Genomic DNA, 22765 nt, shown 5'->3' with positions numbered 1-22765 from the left:
GAAAAATAGTTACAAGGCTAGTATTCCTGATCTGGCTAGGTATAATGACCGCCACTTTGTTGATTATCGACTATTTGACGGTATTTCAGACAACGGGGTTGATCTGGTCGTTTAAATCAGTATAATACCCCTTCGCCTTAACCATTAGGCGAATTAAATTAGTTAGGCAATAGGCCTAACACAAAAAAACAGCGACTCCGATTGTGAGTCGAACGGTTAAATCATCTCGCTCTGCGTTCCTATAGGAAGTGCAAGAGGGTGATTTTTTATGTGTCCATTTTAGGAGCTCTGGTCAATGCAGAACCAAAGAATCCGTATCCGCTTAAAAGGATTTGATCATCGTCTGATCGATCAATCTACTGCGGAAATCGTTGAAACTGCTAAGCGTACAGGCGCACAGGTTCGTGGTCCAATTCCACTTCCAACGCGTAAAGAACGTTATACCATTTTGACTTCTCCACACGTTAATAAAGATGCGCGTGATCAGTACGAACTTCGTACTCACAAACGTCTAGTTGACATCGTTGAGCCAACTGAAAAGACTGTAGATGCGCTTATGCGTCTTGATCTTGCGGCTGGTGTTGACGTTCAGATTAGCTTGGGTTAATAAGAGGTTTTCGAGATGGCTATCGGTCTTATCGGTCGTAAAGTGGGTATGACTCGCATCTTCGGTGAAGATGGCGTTTCTCTCCCAGTTACAGTAATTGAAATCACGTCAAACCGCGTTACTCAGGTGAAAACCTTAGAAACTGACGGTTACCGTGCTCTTCAAGTTACTACTGGTAACAAAAAAGCTAATCGCATCACTAAGCCAGAAGCAGGTCACTTTGCTAAGGCTGGCGTAGAAGCCGGTCGTGGTTTATGGGAAGTGCGTTTGGCAGATGACGAAGGCGAAGGCATTGAAGTTGGTGCTGAGCTTAATGTTGATATCTTCGCTGACATAGCGAAAGTTGATGTTACTGGTCAATCTAAAGGTAAGGGCTTCCAAGGCGGTATTAAGCGTTGGAACTTCCATGCACAAGATATGACACACGGTAACTCACTGGCACATAGATCCAACGGTTCTATCGGTCAAAACCAAACACCTGGTCGCGTTTTCAAAGGTAAGAAAATGTCAGGCCACATGGGTGCAGAGCGTGTTACTACACAGAATCTAGACGTTGTACGTGTAGATGTTGAACGTAACTTGCTATTGGTTAAGGGTGCTGTTCCGGGGGCTACTAATGGCAACCTGATCATCAAACCTGCCGTTAAAGCTTAGGTCTGAGGAGATAGTAATGGAATTGGTATTGAAAGACGCACAAAGTGCTCTGGAAGTTTCCGAAACTACCTTCGGCCGTGACTTTAATGAAGCACTGGTTCATCAGGTAGTTGTAGCATATGCTGCAAACGCACGTCAGGGCACTCGTGCTCAAAAGACTCGTGCGGAAGTTATTGGTTCTGGCAAAAAGCCATGGCGCCAAAAAGGCACAGGCCGCGCTCGTGCCGGTAGTGTTAAAGGCCCAATCTGGCGTGGCGGTGGCGTAACATTCGCTGCTAAAGCTCAAGATCACAGCCAAAAAGTTAACAAGAAGATGTACCGTGGAGCGCTGAAAAGCATATTCTCTGAATTGGTACGTCAAGACCGTCTTATCGTGGTTGAGTCGTTTAGTGTTGAAGCTCCTAAAACTAAAGAGCTAAAAGCTAAATTGGCAGAAATGAACCTGGAAGACGTGTTGATTGTTACTCCAGAAATTGACGAGAACTTGTTCTTGGCCGCTCGCAACTTGTACAAAGTTGACGTTCGTGATGTTGCTGGTATTGATCCAGTTAGCCTTATCGCGTTCAACAAAGTACTAGTAACTGCCGATGCTGTTAAGCAAATCGAGGAGATGCTGGGATGATAAGCGAAGAACGTTTGCTAAAAGTTATTCTTGCACCACATATCTCTGAAAAGAGTACTGTTTGTGCAGAAAATAACAACACGGTAGTTTTCCGTGTAGCTGTTGACGCTACTAAAGCTGAAATTAAAGCTGCAGTCGCTAAGTTGTTCGAAGTTGAAGTTGATTCAGTTCGCACTCTAGTTAACAAAGGCAAAACCAAGCGTACCGGTGCCCGTATGGGTCGTCGTGTAGATTGGAAAAAAGCCTACGTTACTCTAGCTGAAGGTGCTGACATCGATTTCGTCGGCGCTGAGTAAGCAAAGGAGAATTATCATGGCAATTATTAAGTGTAAGCCTACCTCTGCTGGTCGTCGCCACTTAGTTAAAGTGGTGAACAATGACCTGCATAAAGGCAAACCTTTTGCAGGCTTGTTGGCTAAGAAGTCAAAAAGTGGTGGCCGTAATAATACCGGTCGTATCACTGTTCGTCACATTGGTGGTGGACATAAGCAGCATTACCGTCTTATTGATTTCAAACGCAATAAAGATGGTATCCCTGCAAAAGTTGAGCGTTTGGAATATGATCCAAACCGCACAGCAAACATCGCACTAGTTTTGTATGCTGATGGTGAGCGTCGTTATATCCTTGCAGCCAAAGGCATGCAAGCTGGAGATAAACTTCAGTCTGGTATCGATGCAGAAATTAAGAGCGGTAACGCTCTACCATTACGCAACATTCCTATTGGTAGCGTTGTTCACGCAGTCGAGATGAAGCCTGGTAAAGGTGCTCAGATCGCTCGTTCAGCAGGTACTTATGTACAAGTTGTAGCTCGTGATGGCGAATACGCTACTCTACGTCTTCGCTCTGGCGAAATGCGTAAAGTACCAGTAGATTGCCGCGCGACATTGGGTGAAGTTGGTAATGCCGAGCATATGCTACGCCAGTTAGGCAAAGCAGGTGCTAAGCGCTGGAGAGGCGTACGCCCAACAGTTCGTGGTGTTGCAATGAACCCAGTAGATCATCCCCATGGTGGTGGTGAAGGCCGTACTTCGGGTGGCCGTCATCCAGTATCACCAACGGGTGTCCCAACTAAGGGTTATAAGACTCGTAGTAATAAACGCACCGACAAGTACATTGTACGTCGTCGCAATAAAAAGTAAGAGGATTCGCCATGCCACGTTCTCTCAAGAAAGGTCCATTCATTGACCTACACTTGCTGAAGAAGGTAGAGAAAGCGATGGAAGCGGGAGACAAGAAGCCTATTAAGACTTGGTCTCGTCGCTCTATGATCATCCCTAATATGATTGGGTTGACCATCGCTGTCCATAATGGTCGTCAGCACGTACCTGTGTTCGTAACTGACGAAATGATCGGCCACAAGCTTGGTGAATTTTCACCAACTCGCACTTATCGCGGCCATGCTGCAGATAAGAAAGCGAAGAAGCGTTAATACGGGAGGAATAAGATGGAAGTTTTAGCTAAACATCGTTTTGCCCGTACGTCGCCTCAAAAGTGTCGTTTGGTTGCAGATCAAATCCGTGGACTGCCTGTTGCTAAGGCTCTCGAAATTCTAACTTTCAGCTCTAAAAAAGCTGCAGTACTTGTTAAAAAAGTACTGGACTCTGCTATCGCTAATGCTGAGCACAATGAAGGTGCTGACATTGACGAATTACGAGTTGGAGCGATTATGATCGATGAAGGTCCAACTATGAAGCGTATCATGCCACGTGCTAAAGGCCGTGCTGATCGTATAATCAAGCGCACCAGCCACATTACAGTGGTTGTGTCAGATCGCTAGGAGTTAGCAATGGGACAGAAAGTACATCCTAATGGTATCCGTCTGGGTATCACTAAGCCTTGGATCTCGACCTGGTACGCTGATAAGTCAGACTATGCCAGCAACTTGAACAGCGACTGGGAAGTGCGTAAGTTTCTAGAAAAGAAACTTAAGCAAGCATCAGTATCTAAGATAGTTATCGAGCGTCCAGCCAAGAGTGTTCGCGTTACTATTCACACTGCCCGTCCAGGTGTTGTGATTGGTAAGAAAGGCGAAGACGTTGAGAAGCTACGCAACGCAGTTGCTAAGCTGACTGGTATTCCAGCTCAAATTAACATCGCTGAGATCCGTAAGCCTGAGCTAGATGCTAAGCTTGTTGCCGATGGCATCGCTTCGCAGCTAGAGCGTCGTGTTATGTTCCGTCGTGCTATGAAGCGCGCAGTACAAAATGCAATGCGTCTTGGTGCTAAAGGTATCAAGGTTGAAGTTAGTGGCCGTCTAGGCGGCGCTGAAATCGCGCGTTCTGAGTGGTATCGTGAAGGTCGCGTACCTCTACATACTCTTCGTGCTGATATCGACTATTCTACTGCAGAAAGTCACACCCAATACGGTGTGATCGGCGTTAAAGTTTGGGTCTTCAAAGGTGAAGTTCTAGACGGTATCGTTCCTGCTCATGAAGAGCCGAAACAGCAGCCGAAGCGTAAGCCTCGCGGTAAATAGGAGAGCTGGCAATGCTGCAACCAAAAAGAACTAAGTTTCGCAAAATGTTCAAGGGCCGCAACCGTGGTCTAGCGAACGGCACTGAAGTTAGCTTCGGTGATTTCGGTCTGAAAGCTGTTGGACGTGGTCGTCTAACTGCTCGTCAGATTGAAGCTGCGCGTCGTGCTATGACACGTCACATTAAACGTCAAGGTCAGATCTGGATCCGCGTTTTCCCTGATAAGCCAATTACCTCTAAGCCTCTTGAAGTGCGTATGGGTAAAGGTAAGGGTAACGTTGAATACTGGGTTTGCCAGATTCAACCAGGTAAGGTTCTTTATGAGATGGATGGTGTTTCAGAGGAGCTAGCTCGTGAAGCTTTCGCTCTTGCTGCCTCCAAGCTGCCTCTTAAAACGACCTTCGTAACTAAGTCGGTGATGTAATGAAAGCGAGCGAACTAACAGAAAAGAGCGTTGAAGAACTGAACGCTGAACTGCTTGGTCTGCTGCGTGAGCAGTTTAATCTGCGCATGCAACACGCAACTGGTCAGTTGACTCAGACTCATCAGCTGAAAATCGTGCGTCGCAATGTAGCGCGCGTTAAGACCATTATTACTTCTAAGGCGGGTGCGTAATGTCTGATAAAATCCGTACTTTGCAGGGTCGTGTACTTAGCAACAAGATGGACAAGTCTATCACTGTTGCTATTGAGCGTAAGGTTAAGCATCCTTTATATGGGAAGTACCTTAAGCGCACTACTAAGATCCATGCACATGACGAAACAAATCAGTGTAATGAAGGTGATGTCGTGACTATTCGCGAATGTCGTCCTCTATCTAAGACTAAGTCTTGGACCCTGGTTGAAGTAGTGACACAAGCTTAATTTATATTAAGTTTAGCTAAGCGGCTCCTTCTTAAGGAGCCGCTTTTATTTTAATACTATCTATTCCTAAATTCGGATGTTATACTTGCGCGCCTTTTTAGACTAAATGTTAGTCAAAAAGTGGCGAAATAGTAGTCCCAATAAGGGATGTGAAGTAACGTTAGCGGAGCATTTACAATGATCCAAATGCAATCTACTCTAGATGTTGCCTGCAACAGTGGCGCTCGTAGAGTTCAGTGTATTAAGGTCTTAGGTGGATCTCACCGTCGTTATGCCGGTATCGGCGACATCATTAAGGTTTCTGTTAAAGAAGCTATTCCTCGCGGTAAAGCGAAGAAAGGTGATGTTTATAGCGCGGTTGTAGTTCGTACTAAGAAAGGCGTTCGTCGTCCAGACGGTTCAGTCATTCGCTTCGATCGGAACGCAGCAGTTTTGCTTAACGCAAACAATGCACCGATTGGTACTCGTATCTTTGGCCCAGTGACGCGCGAATTGCGTAACGAACAATTTATGAAAATTGTTTCTCTGGCACCAGAAGTACTGTAAGGAGCTTCAAATGGCAGCTAAAATCCGTCGTGAAGACGAAGTAATAGTACTAGCAGGTAAAGATAAAGGGAAACGTGCAAAAGTTTCTCAGGTTCTTCCTACTGGTAAATTAATTGTTGAAGGTCTTAACCTTGTCAAGAAACACCAGAAGCCAAACCCACAATTGGGCGTAGCTGGCGGTATTATTGAGCAAGAAGCACCGATACAAGCATCAAACGTAGCGCTATTCAACTCTGCCACTGGCAAAGCTGATCGCGTAGGTTTCCGACTAGAAGACGGTAAGAAAGTTCGTTTCTTTAAGTCTAACAGTGAACTCGTTAAGTAATTGGAGTAAACGATGGCGAAACTGCATGATAAATATCAAGAGACTGTTAGTGCTGAACTTGTTAAGAAGTTTGGTTTTACCAGTGTCATGCAAGTCCCTCGGATTGAGAAAATCACCCTTAACATGGGTGTTGGCGAAGCAGTAGCAGATAAGAAAGTTATGGAGCATGCGCTTCGTGACATGACTGCTATCGCTGGTCAAAAGCCAGTAGTGACTGTAGCTCGTAAGTCAGTGGCTGGTTTTAAAATCCGTGATGGCTACCCGATAGGCTGTAAGGTTACATTGCGCGGTGAGCGTATGTGGGAATTCTTAGAGCGTTTAGTTGATATCGCAATCCCGCGTATTCGTGATTTCCGTGGTTTGAGCGCTAAGTCGTTCGATGGCCGTGGTAACTACGCAATGGGTGTACGTGAGCAAATTATCTTTCCAGAGATCGAATACGACAAAATCGATAAGATCCGCGGAATGGATATTGTGATCACTACTTCTGCGAAGAATGATGAAGAAGGCCGAGCTTTGCTTGAAGGCTTTAACTTCCCATTCAAGAAATAAGGGTAGCGTAATGGCAAAAAGTTCAATGAAAGCACGTGAAGTAAAACGTGCCAAGCTCGTGGCTAAGTTCGCTGAAAAGCGACTTGCTCTTAAGGCTATCATTAGCGCTCCAACAACTTCTGATGAAGATCGTTGGGATGCAGTTCTTAAGTTACAAGCTCTACCACGTGACTCTAGCGCAGCGCGTCAGCGCAATCGCTGTAGTCAAACTGGTCGCCCACATGGTTATTTACGTAAATTCGGCCTTAGCCGTATTAAATTACGTGAAGCAACTATGCGTGGTGAAGTTCCTGGTCTACGCAAGGCCAGCTGGTAAGCACGTGTCACGGAGTAAGCTAATATGAGCATGCAAGATCCTATAGCGGATATGTTAACCCGTATTCGTAATGGCCAAGCTGCTAACCACGTATCAGTATCTATGCCTTCTAATAAGCTAAAAGTTGCCATCGCGCAAACGCTTAAAGAAGAAGGTTATATCACTGACTACGCCGTAGCAGATGAAGCCAAACCTGTCCTTGAAATCACTCTTAAGTATTTCCAAGGTCAACCAGTCGTTGAGACTATCCAGCGCGTTAGCCGTCCTGGTCTTCGTATTTACAAAGGTAAAGACGAACTTCCAAGGGTTATGGGCGGACTGGGTGTCGCAATTGTGTCCACTTCTAAAGGTTTGATGACTGATCGTACCGCCCGCCAAAATGGCATGGGTGGGGAAGTTATCTGCTACGTAGCTTAAGGAGCTAGCAATGTCTCGTGTCGCAAAAGCACCAGTCGCTATTCCTGCAGGCGTAGAAGTGACTTTAAACGAACAAACTATCACCGTAAAAGGTACTAAAGGTAGTTTGACTCGAGTAATAAACTCTGATGTTATTGTTGTTATTGACAACAATGAAATCAAGTGTAGTTCTGTTGAAGGCGTTAAAAATAACGCTCAAGCAGGTACAGCTCGAGCTTTAATCAACAATATGGTTGTTGGTGTTACAGCTGGTTTTGAGAAAAAACTAACTCTAATTGGTGTCGGTTACCGTGCGAAAATCGCTGGTAAAGGCGTTGATTTGACTTTAGGTTTCTCACATCCACTAGTACACGAACTCCCAGACGGCGTAACAGCTGTTTGTCCTTCACAAACTGAAATCGTACTTACGGGTACTGATAAGCAGTTAGTTGGTCAAGTCGCAGCTGAGATTCGCGGATATCGTCCACCAGAGCCTTATAAAGGTAAAGGTGTTCGTTATTCCGACGAGCAAGTACGTCGTAAAGAGGCTAAGAAGAAGTAGGTAACGCGATATGGATAAGAAAACATCTCGCTTACGCCGCGCACTACGCGCCCGTAAGAAGATCCAAGAGCTGGGCGTTAACCGTCTGGTTGTACATCGTACACCACGTCACACCTATGCTCAGGTAATTAGTCCTGATTCACAGGTTTTGGCGTCAGCTTCTACTGCTGAGAAAGCGGTAACAGAGCAGCTAAAATACACAGGCAACGTTGATGCAGCTAAAGTAGTGGGTAAAACCGTTGCTGAGCGAGCTATCGAAAAAGGCGTAACTGTAGTTGCATTCGATCGTTCCGGTTTCAAGTATCATGGACGTGTAGCTGCATTAGCAGACGCCGCTCGTGAAGCTGGCCTCAAGTTCTAAGGAATGATGAAAATGGCTAAATTCGAAGCTCAGCAAAAAGACGACCTGCAAGAGAAATTAGTTGCAGTAAATCGTGTTTCAAAAGTAGTTAAAGGCGGACGTATCTTTAGCTTCACTGCACTAACTGTAGTCGGTGATGGTAACGGTAAAGTCGGCTTTGGCTATGGTAAAGCGCGTGAAGTACCAGCAGCAATTCAGAAAGCGATGGAAAAGGCTCGACGCAACATCGTTACTGTTGAATTGAACAATGGTACTCTGCACCACCCTGTAAAGGGCCGTCATACTGGTTCGCGTGTTTACATGCAACCTGCATCAGACGGTACCGGTATTATTGCCGGTGGCGCAATGCGTGCCGTATTGGAAGTAGCAGGCGTTCATAACGTACTGTCGAAAGCATACGGTTCTACTAACCCGATTAACATCGTTCGCGCAACTGTAGATGCGTTGGTGCACATGAAGTCACCATCACAAATTGCAGCTAAGCGTGGCCTGAATGTTAAAGAAATTCGAGGTTAATGCACCATGGCTAAGAAAACTTTTAAAGTAACTCAGACTAAAAGTTCAATCGGTCGCTTACCAAAGCACCGTGCAACTTTACTAGGTCTAGGTCTGCGCCGAATTAACCACACTGTTGAAGTTGAAGATACTCCTTCTACTCGCGGTATGGTTAACAAGGTTTACTACATGGTTAAGGTGGAGGATTAATAATGCGTTTAAATACTCTATCTCCAGCAGCTGGTTCTAAATCAGCAGCTAAACGTGTAGGTCGCGGTATCGGTTCTGGGACTGGTAAAACTTGTGGCCGCGGTCACAAGGGACAGAAGTCTCGTTCTGGTGGCGGCGTTCGCATCGGTTTCGAAGGTGGTCAAATGCCACTTAAGATCCGTCTACCTAAGTTTGGTTTTACCTCGCGTAAAGCGTTGGTATCAGCAGAAGTTCGCATTAGCGAACTTGCTAAAGTTAACGGTGATGTTGTCGACTTGAATGCACTGAAAGATGCGAATCTTGTTACTCGCAACATACAGTTTGCTAAAATCGTTCTTTCAGGTACCATTGAGCGCCCAGTGACCGTAAAAGGTCTCAAGGTAACCAAAGGTGCACGTGCAGCTATTGAAGCTGCCGGCGGAAAGATCGAGGAATAATACGTCGATGGCAAAACCAGGACTTGATTTAAAAAGCGCGAAAGGTGGATTTTCTGAACTGAAGACTCGCCTCCTGTTCGTGATTGGTGCGATTATCGTCTTTAGAGCCGGTTCGTTTGTACCAATTCCTGGTATTGACGCAGCTGTATTAGCAGAGCTGTTTAATCAGCAAAGGGATACCATCTTAGGCATGTTTAACATGTTCTCTGGTGGTGCCCTTGAACGTGCTTCTATCTTTGCATTAGGTATCATGCCGTATATTTCGGCATCGATTATAATGCAACTATTGACTGTGGTACATCCAGCATTAGCCGAACTGAAAAAGGAAGGCGAATCTGGTCGTAAGAAGATCAGTCAATATACACGATACGGCACATTGGTCCTGGGTACATTCCAGGCAATCGGTATCGCAACGGGTCTACCTAACTTAGTTCCAGGTTTAGTTGTAAACTTAGGATTTGGTTTTTACTTCGTTGCAGTTGTGAGTCTAGTGACAGGAACTATGTTCCTTATGTGGCTAGGTGAGCAGATTACCGAGCGAGGCATTGGTAATGGTATCTCGATATTAATTTTCGCAGGTATTGTTGCTGGTCTACCATCTGCTATTGGCCAAACGGCTGAGCAGGCGCGTCAAGGTGACTTGAACGTACTAGTACTATTGTTGATTGCAGTGATTGTATTTGCTGTAACCTATTTTGTTGTATTTGTGGAACGTGGTCAGCGACGAATCGTTGTTAACTACGCTAAGCGACAGCAAGGCCGTAAGGTCTTTGCAGCGCAAAGCACACATCTACCGCTCAAGGTTAATATGGCAGGTGTGATTCCGCCAATTTTTGCGTCGAGCATCATTTTGTTTCCAGGCACACTGGCTCAGTGGTTTGGTCAAAATGAGTCTTTATCATGGTTAAGTGATTTTTCACTTGCCGTGTCACCGGGACAACCGCTCTACTCATTATTGTATGCAACAGCGATCATTTTCTTCTGTTTCTTCTATACTGCGTTGGTGTTTAACCCACGCGAAACAGCTGATAACTTGAAGAAAAGTGGTGCGTTTATTCCCGGGATCCGTCCTGGAGAACAGACTTCGCGTTACATTGATAAGGTTATGACTCGCTTGACATTAGCAGGCGCTTTGTACATTACCTTTATCTGTTTAATTCCGGAGTTCATGTTAATTACGTGGAAAGTACAGTTCTATTTTGGCGGTACTTCACTACTTATTATGGTAGTCGTAATCATGGACTTTATGGCTCAAGTTCAGACCCATATGATGTCTCATCAGTATGAGTCTGTAATGAAGAAAGCTAACCTAGTGAATAAAGCGAACTTAGATCGCTTTGGTCGCTAAGACAGTTTTCTCGGAGTGATGATATGAAAGTTCGAGCTTCCGTGAAGAGGATCTGCCGTAATTGCAAGATCGTCAAACGTAGTGGCGTTGTACGCGTGATTTGTGTTGAACCTAAACACAAACAGCGTCAAGGCTAAAAACATTTGTTCAGCCCTGTTCGGGCTGAACAAAATTTATTTGCAAAACTGTTGTCTGTCGAGTATCCTACCGGGCTTTTCACAGATAACCATTAACTATTTAGGAGTGCATAGTGGCCCGTATCGCTGGCATTAACATTCCTGATCAGAAGCATACAGTCATTGCATTGACTGGAATCTTCGGTATTGGTCGTACTCGCGCTAGAGCAATCTGCGCGGCTACTTCTATTGCTGAAGAAGCTAAGATCAAGGAATTGAGCGAAGCTCAAATTGATACACTACGCGAAGCAGTTGCCGAATACACTGTAGAAGGTGATTTGCGTCGTGAAGTTTCCATGAACATCAAGCGTCTTATGGACCTTGGTTGTTACCGTGGAATACGTCACCGTCGTAGCCTGCCTCTTCGTGGGCAACGTACTAAGACCAATGCGCGTACGCGTAAAGGTCCACGTAAACCAATCAGAAAGTAACGGGGTAATCCAATATGGCTAAAAGTCCGTCACGTTCTCCGCGTAAGCGTGTACGTAAACAGGTTGCTGATGGTATGGCGCATATCCACGCGTCTTTCAACAACACAATTATTACCATTACTGATCGTCAAGGTAATGCACTATCTTGGGCAACTTCAGGTGGTTCAGGTTTTCGTGGTTCACGTAAATCTACCCCTTTTGCTGCACAGGTTGCTGCTGAGCGTGCAGGTGTTGCTGCTCAGGACTACGGTGTTAAAAACCTTGAAGTTTTTGTAAAGGGTCCAGGTCCAGGACGTGAATCAGCGATTCGCGCACTAAACTCGGTTGGTTACAAGATAACTAACATTACCGATGTGACGCCTATCCCTCATAATGGTTGTCGTCCTCCTAAGAAACGTCGCGTATAACACGTCGTTTTTAATAGGATAGTTGGAGAAAGAACATGGCAAGATACTTGGGTCCAAAGCTCAAGCTCAGCCGCAGAGAAGGTACAGACCTTTTCCTAAAAAGCGGCGTGAGAGCAATCGATTCGAAGTGTAAGCTTGAAACTGCACCTGGACAACACGGCGCTCGTAAGACCCGTTTGTCTGAGTATGGTGTTCAGCTACGCGAGAAACAAAAAGTTCGTCGTACTTATGGTGTGCTAGAAAAGCAGTTCCGTAATTACTACAAAGACGCTGCACGTCAAAAAGGTAATACTGGTGAAAACCTACTTACTCTTTTAGAAACCCGTCTTGATAACGTTGTATACCGTATGGGTTTTGGTGCTACTCGCGCTGAATCTCGTCAACTAGTTAGCCATAAGTCAATTTTGGTTAACGGCAGCGTTGTTAACATTCCATCATTCAAAGTGTCTGCGAATGATGTAATTAGCATTCGTGAGAAGTCTAAGAAGCAAGCGCGTATCGTAGCTGCTTTAGAAGTTTCTTCTCAACGCGAAAAGCCGACATGGGTTGAAGTTGATAACACTAAGATGGAAGGTGCTTTCAAGCGTCTACCTGAGCGTAGTGATTTATCTGCGGAAATTAACGAACAGCTTATCGTCGAACTTTACTCTAAGTAAAGTTAACACAAAAGAGAGGACACAATGCAGGGTTCTGTTACAGAATTTCTTAGACCGCGTCTCGTTGATATCGAGCAGGTTAATCCAACACGTGCCAAAGTTACACTTGAGCCGCTTGAACGTGGTTTTGGTCACACTTTAGGTAACGCGTTGCGTCGTATCTTATTGTCGTCTATGCCAGGCTGCGCGGTAACCGAAGTAGAGATTGATGGTGTACTGCATGAATACAGTAGCAAGGAAGGCGTGCAAGAAGATATCCTGGAGATCATACTAAACCTTAAAGGTTTAGCAGTGGTTGTTGAAGGGAAAGATGAAGCTATGCTTACGTTAAGTAAGTCAGGCGCAGGCCCTGTTACTGCAGCAGACATCACCCATGATGGTGATGTTACAATCATGAATCCTGAGCATATTATCTGTCATTTGACAGGTAATAATGATATCAGCATGCGTATCCGCGTAGAGCGTGGTCGCGGTTATGTACCGGCTTCAGCCCGTGCACAAACCGAAGACGATGATCGCCCTATTGGTCGCTTGTTGGTTGATGCTTCTTTCTCACCTGTCGCTCGTATAGCCTATAATGTAGAAGCTGCACGTGTTGAACAGCGTACTGACTTGGATAAACTCGTTATTGATATGACCACAAACGGTACTATCGATCCTGAGGAAGCCATTCGTCGTTCTGCAACAATTCTAGCTGAACAGCTAGATGCATTTGTTGAACTTCGTGATGTTACTGAGCCAGAGCAGAAAGAAGAAAAGCCGGAATTCGATCCGATTTTGTTGCGTCCTGTGGACGATTTAGAGCTAACTGTACGTTCAGCTAACTGTTTGAAGGCTGAAGCGATTCACTATATCGGAGATCTGGTACAGCGCACTGAAGTTGAGCTGCTTAAGACACCTAACCTAGGTAAGAAATCTCTTACTGAAATTAAGGATGTTTTGGCTTCTCGCGGATTGTCGTTAGGAATGCGTCTAGAAAACTGGCCACCAGCCAGCCTAGTCGACGACCTTTAAACCACGATTTTTGTACAGATAAGGTAATAAGGATTAGGTCATGCGCCATCGTAAGAGTGGTCGTCAACTAAACCGTAACAGCAGTCATCGCCAAGCTATGTTTCGTAACATGGCAAGCTCTTTAGTCCGTCACGAAGTGATCAAGACTACTGTAGCTAAAGCGAAAGAACTGCGTCGCGTAGTTGAACCTCTGATAACACTTGCTAAGAGTGATAGCGTTGCAAACCGCCGTTTGGCATTTGCACGTACTCGCGACGCTGAAGTCGTAGGTAAGTTATTTAATGAATTGGGTCCACGCTACCAGGAACGTCCTGGCGGTTACACCCGTATCCTTAAGTGCGGTCTACGTACTGGTGATAAAGCGCCTATGGCATTTATCGAACTAGTAGGTCGCCCAGAAGCAACTGAAGCTGTTGAAGTTGAAGACGCTGCTGAGTAATTAAGGTTTCATTTAGAAAAAGCCGGGCTTCTGCCCGGCTTTTTTATGTCTAGCAATCAATCAAACTGATAGTCGAGATCTATTGCGCTATCAATATGAGAATTATCAAGCTTCTCAATCAATTCATTCAGTCTTTATCATTCCTTCCCCAGCTGTTAATCCATTGGAATCGCATCGATTGAGTGATGTTTGTCACGTTTCTCTGTTTCATTTCCCATATGTTTATTTATTGGTCTACTCCCTGCTTACATTACCGCCATGCGTATATCTATAAGCTCCTCAAGATCGAGATTGATCCTACAAATTTCAAAGCTGTTATGCGCATCGAGTAAACCCAATGACTGTAGTTGTTCGCTTCACTTGGTAGCGAGCCATATTTAAGCAGCAAAAAGGATGGTGTGAATGGTTAATTTTAATCAAATCGGACAAGGGATAAAGCGTGCAGATGGTTTTGCTAAGGTTAGTGGCAGAGCAAAATATGGTAAGGATATTAAACTACCAGGCATGTTGTATGGTGTGTGCCGATACGTTGATATTCCTGCTGGTAAAGTCAAATCAATCGACCTATCTGCAGCGCTCAATGTAGCTGGCGTGGTTAGAATTGCAGACTTCGATGATATTCCTGGTGATCCTTTCGCCGGTGTCATAATTAGAGACTACCCTCCCATCATCAAAGACGAAGTTCGTTTTATGGGGGATGTGGTTGCCATCGTTGCTGCAGAGTCATATGAAGCTGCTTGTGAAGCCAGTGACCTGATCAAAGTAGAGTATGAAGTTTATAAGCCGTTATCCACTATCACAGAGGCACTCTCCGCTGGTGCTCGATTGATTCAACCTGGTAGTGAATCAAATGTGGTTGCACACCACCATACGGCGAAAGGTAATCTCATCCATGGCTTTGCAAAGTCAGATCATATTATCGAACGGCAATACAAGATTGGCTTCCAAGAGCATGCTTACATTGAACCAGAATCTGTAACGGCTTACATCGATCCCACCAGCTCAAATATGGTTGTGACAGGTTCGATACAGAACCCTCACCGAGTCCGCGGATTTGTGGCTAGTTACCTGGGCGTTAATCAAGCTCAAGTAAACGTTAAGCGTGCCGTAATGGGGGGCTCGTTTGGTGGCAAAGATGACAGCATCGATCACTTATCCTGCCGGGTAGCTTTAATGGCTCAGTTAACAGGACGACCCGTGCAGTTTAACTACACGCGTGAGCAGTCCATCGTTGAAACCAGTAAACGCCACCCCTATGAGATGACCTACAAAGTGGGCTTCAATAGCGATGGTAAAATCCAAGCGATACAAATCAATATACTGGCCGACAGTGGGGCATATGCTGCTTGTACTCCGTTTGTCACGTGGCGCTCCGCAGTGCAAGCAGCTGGCCCTTATGAGATAGAACACGTCCGGGTTGACGTAACCGGTGTATACACCAATAACACCTATACTGGCGCTATGCGCGGGTTTGGTTCGCCGCAAATTGTTTACGCCAATGAATCATTAATGGATGAGATAGCCGAGCATTGTCATATCTCTGCCGTTGAGGTAAGAAAAATTAATGCGCTCAAACAGGGCAGCGTCAGTATTACAGGGCAAAAGTTTGATAACCATAAAGTATCAGCTGTCGAAGTATTAGAAAAAGCAGTCTTAGAATCAGATTACGATAATAAAGTTAAGCAATATCAAAAGTTAAATACCCTCAATAGTGAGATCAAATACGGCGTTGGATTAGCGCTCAGTTACCGTGGTTGCTCTATGGGAGCTGAAGGGGTGGATACCTCATCGGCGTTAGTTTCTGTTAACAGTGATGGCAGTGTTAGCATCTCCACCGGTGTTTGTGAAAACGGTCAGGGACTTCAAGCAACCATGTCGTTGATTGCTGCTGAAGTGTTTGGTATTCCGGTCGGCTCAGTGACTTTCACTGAGCCTGATACATCGATGATTTCTGATGGTGGACCTACGGTAGCATCTAGAGCAACGATGACGGGTGGAAATGCGGTAAAAGATGGGGCTGAGACGATAAGGTCAAGGATTTTCGCTGTCATTGCCGATTCACTTCAGGTGACCGATATCGATGAAACAACATGGTGCAATGGGTTGATAAGCAACCGTCAGCGGCCTGAGTTATGTATTAGCTTTGCTAAAGCGGTAGATCAAACTAAGTGGGCAGGTGTGAATTTAGCGGCTTATGGCTGGTTTGATCAACCGGACATTACTTGGGATGAAGAGTCTGGAAGCGGCAACCCCTATTTTACGTGGGTTTATGGCTGTCAGGTTATCGAAGTAAAGGTTGATACTAACACTGGCAAGCTTGAACTTGTTGATGTCACTGCAGTGCATGATGTTGGCCAGGTGATTAATCGTGTTGGTTTTGAAGGGCAGGTGAGTGGTGGCATCGCACAGGCATTTGGCTTGGGCGTACTAGAAGATTACAACATTGCCTATGGCGAATTAAAGTCAGAGAACTTCGATAGCTACTTACTGCCGACGATTAAAGACATTCCTCGGATTAATATACATTCTATTGAGAACAGTGATGATGGTGGGCCATTTGGCGCCAAGAGTATCGGTGAGCCATGTACTGAGCTAGGTGCGGCAGCGATCAATAATGCAGCTAGTTTTGCATTGAATAAACGTTTCTATCAACTACCGCTGACGCTTGAGCAGATAACCTTAGGGTTTAACCTAAAGAAACCTGCTAGGCAGAGTGAGCTATTAGATAGCTCATCACTAAAAAAGCAGACCCATAGACTGTCTAATACCAATGTCACTACGCCAAGGAGTTTAGCTGAAGCACTCGCATCATTAGCTGACGCGAGTCTTATTCCTCTAGCTGGCGGCACCGACATTCTAGTTAGGGGCCGACTTCATACCAAAAGCTATAATCTACTCAATATTTCGGCACTAGCTGAACTAAAGGGGATCACCCTTGTTAACGATCAAGTGATTATCGGTGGTGGCGCCAATTTTAATGAGATCGTCGAAAATGGCATTATTGCTGAGACGTTCCCGATATTCTGGGAAGCCTGTAAGACCGTGGGTTCAAACCAGATACGTAATCGAGCAACCATAGGCGGTAATTTAATTAATGCAGCCCCTTGCGCAGAGTCAATCCCGCCTTTATTGATTTACAACGCTTTGGTTGAGCTTCAATCGGCTACGGAAACGAGACGTTTCCCTATAAGTGAGTTTATCTGTGGCAGCTACAAAACACTGATAAAGCCTGGTGAGCTACTCACTAAGGTTATTCTTCCTATCGATAACATCCCCAATGCTTTACATAAATATAGGCAGTTAGGACGTAGAAATGCGGTCAACATATCCCGTTTGTCTTTGGCATGCGTGCTAAGCCTTAATGAAAAAAATCAAGTTGACCTGATTAGAATCGCAGATGGCGCATTATTTAGTCACCCTCGCAGGTTGGTTGAATTAGAACGTTACCTATTAGGGCGACAATTAACTGCAGAGAATCTCGCCGAAACAGAACGGCAGCTATTAGACATGATTGAAACTGCGATTGGTGGACGCTGGTCAGCGCAATATAAGCAGCCGGTATTTATCAACATGTTCCGTAGTGTAATGCGAGAAATAGTCACAGAACTAGCAGGAGATGACCATGAACACGAATAAGCTTATGCAAACAGAGATTGCTATGTCTGTTAATGGAATATCGCATCGTATAAAGGTCGAGGGTTCCTTACGTCTGCTTGATCTACTACGGGATGACTTGCTGTTAACTGGGACTAAAGAGGGCTGTTCAGTTGGCGAGTGTGGTGCGTGTACTGTGATGCTCGATGGGCGAGCCGTATGCTCATGCATGGTACTGGCCGCGCAATGTGATAACACAGAAGTGACGACTATCGAGGGATTAGATGATGATCCTTTGGCCCAACAATTACAGCTGTCCTTTATTGAAAAGGGCGGAGTGCAGTGTGGTTTCTGTACCCCTGGCGTGTTAGTGAGTGCTACCGCACTGCTAAAGCAAAACAGTCAACCCAGTGATGGTGAGTTACTAGATGCCTTAGAGGGGAATGTATGTCGATGTACTGGCTATCAACCCATTGTTGATTCAATTAAAGCCGTTATTAAGCAGGGGTAATGCAGCAAATATAACATTAACAATATCGAGCACTAATAAGCAGCAAAACATCTACCTTCTCAATACCAAGTATATCTATATGAATATAGGTCTTGAGGAGGAGGTTCAATAATTGGATTGAGGGTTTTGACATGAAATTGCTATACAAGCTTAATGAACGCCCCCCCTATGGGATCACTTTTTTTCTTGCACTTCAACATATGCTGGCATCTATCGGTGGCATAGTCACAGTACCTCTTATTGTGGGAGGGTCAATTGGCTTACCTCCAAATGAAATAGTTATTCTTATTAGTGCTTCGCTACTTGTTTCAGGCTTAGTCACCATGGCGCAATGCTTTGGTATCGGGCCTGTAGGTATTAGGTTACCTGTGGTGATGGGCGCTAGTTTCGCATTTTTAGGAACCTTAATAGGTATAGGCAAGACCGAAGGCATGGCCGGAATTATGGGGGCGGCTTTTGTGGGGTCGTTTGTGGTTATTATTGCCAGTTTCTATATGGACTATGTCAAAAAATTATTTCCTAGTGTAGTGAGTGGTGTCGTGGTGACCTTAATCGGCTTAACCATACTCCCAGTAGCGATGAGCTGGATTGGCGATGCTCCCGCAGGAGACCCAAGTTTTGCCTCCTTACCGAAAGTGTTTCTAGCGTTCTTTTCATTAGCTGTGGTTATTTTTGTTTCCGTACGTTGCAAAGGTGCAATTGCCGCATCTTCCATTGTAATAGGCCTTGCCGCAGGTTACTTAATGGCACTTGCACTCGGTATGGTGGATCTACAGCCCCTATCTGATACCCATTGGGTTGCTCTGCCAGAACCGTTTAAATATGGCATGACCTTTTCAATACCGGCAATTATCACTATGAGTTTAGTGTATGTTGTTGTGGTGGCGGAAGCGACGGGGGATTTTATGGCGCTAGGCAGTAACTGTCATACTGAGGTTACCGGAAAAGATCTTAAACGTGGTCTGCTCGGTGATGGTTTAGGTAGTACATTTGCCTCATTAATGACTGCGATGCCAGTAGCCAGCTTTAGCCAGAACGTGGGTATTGTTGGGATCAGTGGTGTCGCGAGCCGGTTTGTTGTAGGGATCTCTGGTGTTTTGTTGATCTTAGCAGGCCTCTTTCCTAAGTTCGCAGCTTTAGCTGTAACAGTACCTAAACCCGTATTAGGCGGGGTTGGCTTTGTTATGTTTGGTATGATTGCCTACGCAGGTATTCGTATGCTAGTGCAAGCGACCGATTCTCGACGTAATGCCTTGGTGGTTTGCGTGGGGTTAGCATCGGGCATGGCGGTGACTTTGGAGCCTAATTTATTACAGCACTTCCCAGAAGATCTTAAGATGTTATTCCACTCAGGTATTACAACAGGCACTATTTCAGCTGTGATACTCAATCTAATTTTACCAAGTTCGAAATCAGAAGAAGCGGATGAGGTGAAGGAGCAGCCAGAGGTTACGGCTAAGTCGAGTTTATTGCCTAATAGGGGAAGAAAATAAGCTCAAAAAGACAAGAGCCATATATAGCAGATGCTTGGCCTAGTTTAGGCATCTGCCTCAGTCTTTCCAGATGCTTTTAGCCTTTATCTCCTTTGGTATGACTATGCTCCATTTTTCAACACCCGCGGTGCTGAATAAGTACTGACCTTGCTTATCAGAAATATAGGGGAGATCTGAAGGTTCCTTTCCAGCAAGGATCTGTAAGATAAGTTCTCCAGCAAGTTTCCCATGTTCAAAGCCGTCAAGCACATAGCCGCCAATATTACTCTTTGAACCGATGGAAAATTCCCAGAATCCAAAGTGTGGTACAGGTGAATTACGGTTAGTCCAAGTCATCACTTCACTGGGTGAGGTATTGCTTCCATGCTTGTCTACTAAGGTGTGGTACAAGCCAATATAGATTGCATCGTATCCTTTCTCTTTAGCTGCTAAGACGGTTCGCTGCCAAGCAGTGTAAGAAAGGGATAGCTCAAGGTTAACCTGAGTATTACCTAATCGCAATTGCTCTTGTTCTGGCTGTATAAGGCTTTCAACTGCGGCTTTAGAGGTCCGGCTATTATCGAAAAGAACCAATACTTTTTTATCCTTTCGATTTGCTAGTGTCTGATTCACCAGTAATATTGACCGTTTAAATAGTGGGCGCTCCAATACTCCAGTGAAGTTTGTAAATGTGTGTAGATCATAATCACGCGGATTACTATTTAGGCCTAGAAAAACAATTGGAATTTCTGTCTTAGCAAAACGCGAACTGAGTAATCTAATCGCATTATCATCTGCTAATACGACTAAATCCGGTTTTAGCGTCAGATACTGTTGCCAAGCTAAATCAGCCTGCTGAATAAACTCGACAGTGGGAAGGCGCTTGGTATTCATGTATGCATGATGAAACTCAAGTTTATCTTTAACAATCGTGCGAATGCCCTGATTGAAATTTACATCCCATGGATATTCTTGATGGTAGCTTTCTATGATCAGTATTGAGCCTGCCTGACAATATGAAGTGCATATGTGCAGCAAGAGCAATAGGAGTGAGACACTACGCATCTAGATCAGTCTCTGTTGGGCTTTCCTTAGTTATAGCTTAATTGCGCTGGAACGGTGTTTTATGGGCATAAAAAAGGCCTCAAATGAGGCCTTTTAAAAGTAACAAAATTTAGTAACCGCTTTTCTGCTCTGTGTTGTAGTCTAGCTTCTCATGGGTTTGTCCCATAGCTTCGGCAACTTCTGGAGGCATATAGTTTTCATCATGCTTAGCAAGTACTTCAGTTGCCTGCAACTTGCCACCTTCGATCAGTACACCTTGAGCGACGATACCTTGGCCTTCACGGAAAAGATCAGGAAGCAGATCGTCATAAGTGACTATGACCTCACCACCCAATGAATCATGAACGGCAAACTCAACATGTAAGCTGTCAGGATCACGAACCATAGAGCCTATGGTTACCATTCCGCCGACACGGATACGCTGACCGACTTCAGGCAAGACGCCGGTATCTTTTTTGCCATGTACTATTTCAGTTGGCGTGTAAAAGAGGTTAAGGTTTGAATTCAATGCATACAGCAAAAGCGATGCAATCGCTGCTACGCCGCCAATTAATGCGACTACTAAAGCTAATCTTTTTTTACGTCTGGCATTCACGATTTATTACTCCGATTCTCTTTTAGGCGTTCTTCACGCTGTATTTTCTTGGCTATTTCAGTCAGCACTTTTCGTTTCTGTCCCATGCTGTGAATGACCAGTATTCCCAATGATGCAAATGTTACACCGTACGCCAGCCATACATAAAATGCATAGCCACCCATGTTAATAAAATCACTGAACGAATCAAATTGCATTATTTAACTCCCTGGGCTTTAGCTAGAGTACGAACCCAAGGTCGCATACTGTTACGAGCCAAAATTTCTGCTCTAAATCTGACTAAGGTGATAGCGCCAATCATTACGCCGAAACCAAGAATATTTATCAGTAACGGATAGAGCATCTCAGTCGGCATTGCCGATTTTTCTGTGATTTTAATAGTAGATGGCTGATGCAGTGAGCTCCACCACTCTACAGAGTATTTGATAATCGGGATGTTAATGACACCTACAATAGCTAAAATCCCTGCAGCTCTTGCAGCTAGGACCTTATCTTCAAAAGATGCATAAAGAGCTATAACACCTAGATAAAGGAATAGTAGCACTAGTTCTGCTGTAAGGCGTGCATCCCAGACCCACCAAGTGCCCCACATCGGCTTACCCCAAGTTGCACCAGTAATTAAGGCGATAAAGGTAATTACAGCGCCTATTGGAGCAATTGCGGCGGCAGCCCAGTCGGCAGATTTAATTTGCCATACAAGACCAATAAAAGCAGAGGTCGCCATTCCCATATAGGCAGCCATTGACATGGATGCAGCAGGGACGTGAATAAAGATGATACGGTAGCTTTCACCTTGCTGATAATCTGTTGGTGCGAATGCTAATCCCCACACTGAACCGATACCAACAAGGCTTATGGCAAGCATTGCGAACCAAGGAAGAAGTTTACCAGATAGATTATACGCACGCTCTGGGTCTGCGTAGCTATGTAGCCATTTCCACATATTAGTTTGTACTCACTCTTAATGAAGCACCAATAGCAAAAGGTGCCAAGATTAATGAACCGACCAGCATCGCACCGATAATTGCGAGTTGACCGCTATAAGGTAAATTTAAACCAGCCGCATCGATTGCCGTTGTTGCAAATATGAGTACTGGAATATATAAGGGTAAGATCAGCAGGCTTAGTAATACCCCACCTTTATGTAAGCCGACCGTCAACGCAACACCTATGCCGCCTAATAAGCTTAATACGGGGGTGCCAAGAGCTAGTGTCGCCATTAGCGCACCATAACTATTATCGTCTAAATGAAGTAACACGGCTAAAAGTGGTGCAACTAGAATCAATGGAACGCCAGTCAATATCCAGTGAGCTAACACTTTAGCTAATACCATTAGAGGTAAAGGCTGTGGACTGAGTAACATTTGCTCCAAGCTACCATCGTTATAGTCTGCTTTAAATAATCTCTCTAATGAGAGCATTGAAGCAAGTAAAGCTGCAACCCAGATAATACCAGGAGCAACTCTTGATAATATTTTTGGTTCCGGGCCAATTGCCAATGGAAATAGGGTTACCACTAGGATGAAAAACAGTAGCGGATTGAATATGTCGCCTTTATGACGAATTGCTATCTGTAGATCACGCTTTAATAGTGTAAAAAATGCTTGTCTAAAACTAATGCCTTTTTTCATTTTTG

General features: G+C 44.8%; 36 protein-coding genes. 31 read left to right on the top strand and 5 right to left on the bottom strand.

The genetic code is table 11. The features are described from left to right. Positions 1-295 precede the first annotated feature (295 nt). From rpsJ to FM038_RS23910, 31 genes are all read left to right on the top strand, one after another. Positions 296-607, top strand: a complete 312-nt coding sequence (gene rpsJ, locus FM038_RS24060) for a 30S ribosomal protein S10 (protein WP_005503530.1) — start codon at positions 296-298, stop codon at positions 605-607. A 15-nt stretch (positions 608-622) separates the two neighbouring features. Next, positions 623-1261 carry a 50S ribosomal protein L3 gene (gene rplC / locus FM038_RS24055; protein WP_142873453.1) on the top strand — a complete coding sequence of 213 codons (639 nt, stop codon included), beginning with the start codon at positions 623-625 and terminating at the stop codon, positions 1259-1261. A 16-nt stretch (positions 1262-1277) separates the two neighbouring features. Next, positions 1278-1883 carry a 50S ribosomal protein L4 gene (gene rplD, locus FM038_RS24050; protein ID WP_142873454.1) on the top strand — a complete coding sequence of 202 codons (606 nt, stop codon included), beginning with the start codon at positions 1278-1280 and terminating at the stop codon, positions 1881-1883. After that, a complete protein-coding gene (gene rplW, locus FM038_RS24045; RefSeq protein WP_142873455.1) occupies positions 1880-2179 on the top strand; it encodes a 50S ribosomal protein L23 in 300 nt (99 codons plus the stop codon). The genes rplD and rplW overlap by 4 nt, the downstream gene beginning before the upstream one ends. Before the next feature lie 16 nt (positions 2180-2195). After that, positions 2196-3023 (top strand): 50S ribosomal protein L2, encoded by an 828-nt coding sequence (gene rplB, locus FM038_RS24040; protein ID WP_142873456.1) that lies wholly within the window; start codon positions 2196-2198, stop codon positions 3021-3023. Between the two features lie 11 nt (positions 3024-3034). After that, complete coding sequence (rpsS, locus tag FM038_RS24035) at positions 3035-3313, top strand: 30S ribosomal protein S19 (protein ID WP_006083596.1); 279 nt, start codon at positions 3035-3037, stop codon at positions 3311-3313. A gap of 15 nt (positions 3314-3328) precedes the next feature. After that, positions 3329-3661: a 50S ribosomal protein L22 gene (gene rplV / locus FM038_RS24030; protein ID WP_142873457.1), complete on the top strand. Its 333-nt coding sequence runs from the start codon at positions 3329-3331 to the stop codon at positions 3659-3661. Between the two features lie 9 nt (positions 3662-3670). Then, positions 3671-4360, top strand: coding sequence for a 30S ribosomal protein S3 (gene rpsC / locus FM038_RS24025; RefSeq protein WP_077750923.1), 690 nt, complete (start codon positions 3671-3673; stop codon positions 4358-4360). 11 nt (positions 4361-4371) lie between these two features. Then, a complete protein-coding gene (gene rplP, locus FM038_RS24020; protein ID WP_013053414.1) occupies positions 4372-4782 on the top strand; it encodes a 50S ribosomal protein L16 in 411 nt (136 codons plus the stop codon). Next, a complete protein-coding gene (rpmC, locus tag FM038_RS24015; RefSeq protein ID WP_005503550.1) occupies positions 4782-4973 on the top strand; it encodes a 50S ribosomal protein L29 in 192 nt (63 codons plus the stop codon). Before rplP ends, rpmC begins: the two co-directional genes overlap by 1 nt. Further along, on the top strand, positions 4973-5221 hold the full coding sequence (rpsQ, locus tag FM038_RS24010) for a 30S ribosomal protein S17 (RefSeq protein WP_142873458.1): 249 nt from the start codon (positions 4973-4975) through the stop codon (positions 5219-5221). The genes rpmC and rpsQ overlap by 1 nt, the downstream gene beginning before the upstream one ends. 177 nt (positions 5222-5398) lie before the next feature. Then, the gene (gene rplN, locus FM038_RS24005; RefSeq protein ID WP_012144640.1) at positions 5399-5767 is read left to right on the top strand and encodes a 50S ribosomal protein L14; all 369 of its coding nucleotides are present in this window, start codon (positions 5399-5401) and stop codon (positions 5765-5767) included. A 10-nt stretch (positions 5768-5777) separates the two neighbouring features. Continuing rightward, on the top strand, positions 5778-6092 hold the full coding sequence (gene rplX, locus FM038_RS24000; protein ID WP_142873459.1) for a 50S ribosomal protein L24: 315 nt from the start codon (positions 5778-5780) through the stop codon (positions 6090-6092). A gap of 12 nt (positions 6093-6104) precedes the next feature. Continuing rightward, entirely contained in the window at positions 6105-6644 is a 540-nt protein-coding gene (gene rplE, locus FM038_RS23995; protein ID WP_142873460.1) for a 50S ribosomal protein L5, read from the top strand. A gap of 10 nt (positions 6645-6654) precedes the next feature. Next, positions 6655-6960, top strand: coding sequence for a 30S ribosomal protein S14 (gene rpsN / locus FM038_RS23990; RefSeq protein WP_142873461.1), 306 nt, complete (start codon positions 6655-6657; stop codon positions 6958-6960). 24 nt (positions 6961-6984) lie between these two features. Next, complete coding sequence (rpsH, locus tag FM038_RS23985; RefSeq protein ID WP_142873462.1) at positions 6985-7377, top strand: 30S ribosomal protein S8; 393 nt, start codon at positions 6985-6987, stop codon at positions 7375-7377. A gap of 10 nt (positions 7378-7387) precedes the next feature. Then, positions 7388-7918: a 50S ribosomal protein L6 gene (gene rplF / locus FM038_RS23980; RefSeq protein ID WP_142873463.1), complete on the top strand. Its 531-nt coding sequence runs from the start codon at positions 7388-7390 to the stop codon at positions 7916-7918. A gap of 10 nt (positions 7919-7928) precedes the next feature. After that, positions 7929-8279, top strand: coding sequence for a 50S ribosomal protein L18 (gene rplR, locus FM038_RS23975; RefSeq protein ID WP_126523264.1), 351 nt, complete (start codon positions 7929-7931; stop codon positions 8277-8279). 12 nt (positions 8280-8291) lie between these two features. Further along, positions 8292-8795, top strand: coding sequence for a 30S ribosomal protein S5 (rpsE, locus tag FM038_RS23970; protein WP_142873464.1), 504 nt, complete (start codon positions 8292-8294; stop codon positions 8793-8795). 6 nt (positions 8796-8801) lie between these two features. Next, positions 8802-8984: a 50S ribosomal protein L30 gene (gene rpmD / locus FM038_RS23965; RefSeq protein ID WP_142873465.1), complete on the top strand. Its 183-nt coding sequence runs from the start codon at positions 8802-8804 to the stop codon at positions 8982-8984. A 2-nt stretch (positions 8985-8986) separates the two neighbouring features. Continuing rightward, positions 8987-9421: a 50S ribosomal protein L15 gene (gene rplO, locus FM038_RS23960; protein ID WP_142873466.1), complete on the top strand. Its 435-nt coding sequence runs from the start codon at positions 8987-8989 to the stop codon at positions 9419-9421. A gap of 7 nt (positions 9422-9428) precedes the next feature. Further along, a complete protein-coding gene (gene secY / locus FM038_RS23955) occupies positions 9429-10769 on the top strand; it encodes a preprotein translocase subunit SecY (RefSeq protein ID WP_142873467.1) in 1341 nt (446 codons plus the stop codon). 23 nt (positions 10770-10792) lie between these two features. Then, on the top strand, positions 10793-10906 hold the full coding sequence (rpmJ, locus tag FM038_RS23950; protein WP_126523259.1) for a 50S ribosomal protein L36: 114 nt from the start codon (positions 10793-10795) through the stop codon (positions 10904-10906). 113 nt (positions 10907-11019) lie between these two features. Further along, complete coding sequence (rpsM, locus tag FM038_RS23945) at positions 11020-11376, top strand: 30S ribosomal protein S13 (RefSeq protein WP_077750933.1); 357 nt, start codon at positions 11020-11022, stop codon at positions 11374-11376. A gap of 14 nt (positions 11377-11390) precedes the next feature. After that, complete coding sequence (gene rpsK, locus FM038_RS23940; RefSeq protein WP_012327241.1) at positions 11391-11783, top strand: 30S ribosomal protein S11; 393 nt, start codon at positions 11391-11393, stop codon at positions 11781-11783. 35 nt (positions 11784-11818) lie between these two features. Continuing rightward, positions 11819-12439, top strand: a complete 621-nt coding sequence (gene rpsD, locus FM038_RS23935; protein ID WP_142873468.1) for a 30S ribosomal protein S4 — start codon at positions 11819-11821, stop codon at positions 12437-12439. A 24-nt stretch (positions 12440-12463) separates the two neighbouring features. Continuing rightward, on the top strand, positions 12464-13453 hold the full coding sequence (locus FM038_RS23930; protein ID WP_142873469.1) for a DNA-directed RNA polymerase subunit alpha: 990 nt from the start codon (positions 12464-12466) through the stop codon (positions 13451-13453). Positions 13454-13493: 40 nt separating this feature from the next. Further along, positions 13494-13892 carry a 50S ribosomal protein L17 gene (gene rplQ, locus FM038_RS23925; RefSeq protein ID WP_142873470.1) on the top strand — a complete coding sequence of 133 codons (399 nt, stop codon included), beginning with the start codon at positions 13494-13496 and terminating at the stop codon, positions 13890-13892. A 402-nt stretch (positions 13893-14294) separates the two neighbouring features. Continuing rightward, positions 14295-17528, top strand: coding sequence for a molybdopterin cofactor-binding domain-containing protein (locus tag FM038_RS23920; RefSeq protein ID WP_142873471.1), 3234 nt, complete (start codon positions 14295-14297; stop codon positions 17526-17528). Continuing rightward, the gene (locus FM038_RS23915) at positions 17515-17997 is read left to right on the top strand and encodes a (2Fe-2S)-binding protein (RefSeq protein WP_142873472.1); all 483 of its coding nucleotides are present in this window, start codon (positions 17515-17517) and stop codon (positions 17995-17997) included. Before FM038_RS23920 ends, FM038_RS23915 begins: the two co-directional genes overlap by 14 nt. A 131-nt stretch (positions 17998-18128) precedes the next feature. Further along, entirely contained in the window at positions 18129-19490 is a 1362-nt protein-coding gene (locus FM038_RS23910; protein WP_142873473.1) for a nucleobase:cation symporter-2 family protein, read from the top strand. 57 nt (positions 19491-19547) lie between these two features. On the opposite strand, the gene FM038_RS23905 is transcribed toward FM038_RS23910, so the two are convergent. From FM038_RS23905 to ccmB, 5 genes are all read right to left on the bottom strand, one after another. After that, the gene (locus FM038_RS23905) at positions 19548-20534 is read right to left on the bottom strand and encodes an ABC transporter substrate-binding protein (RefSeq protein ID WP_142873474.1); all 987 of its coding nucleotides are present in this window, start codon (positions 20532-20534) and stop codon (positions 19548-19550) included. 109 nt (positions 20535-20643) lie between these two features. Continuing rightward, a complete protein-coding gene (gene ccmE / locus FM038_RS23900; RefSeq protein ID WP_142873475.1) occupies positions 20644-21129 on the bottom strand; it encodes a cytochrome c maturation protein CcmE in 486 nt (161 codons plus the stop codon). Continuing rightward, a complete protein-coding gene (ccmD, locus tag FM038_RS23895; RefSeq protein WP_142873476.1) occupies positions 21126-21326 on the bottom strand; it encodes a heme exporter protein CcmD in 201 nt (66 codons plus the stop codon). Before ccmD ends, ccmE begins: the two co-directional genes overlap by 4 nt. Beyond that, on the bottom strand, positions 21326-22072 hold the full coding sequence (locus tag FM038_RS23890) for a heme ABC transporter permease (RefSeq protein ID WP_142873477.1): 747 nt from the start codon (positions 22070-22072) through the stop codon (positions 21326-21328). The genes ccmD and FM038_RS23890 overlap by 1 nt, the downstream gene beginning before the upstream one ends. A 1-nt stretch (position 22073) precedes the next feature. Next, positions 22074-22760 carry a heme exporter protein CcmB gene (gene ccmB / locus FM038_RS23885; RefSeq protein WP_142873478.1) on the bottom strand — a complete coding sequence of 229 codons (687 nt, stop codon included), beginning with the start codon at positions 22758-22760 and terminating at the stop codon, positions 22074-22076. Between the last annotated feature and the right edge of the window lie 5 nt (positions 22761-22765).

The organism is Shewanella eurypsychrophilus (assembly GCF_007004545.3).
Taxonomy (GTDB): Bacteria; Pseudomonadota; Gammaproteobacteria; order Enterobacterales; family Shewanellaceae; genus Shewanella; species Shewanella eurypsychrophilus.
The sequence above is the reverse complement of the archived record's forward strand: the minus strand, read 5'-3'. Positions and strand labels throughout refer to the sequence as shown.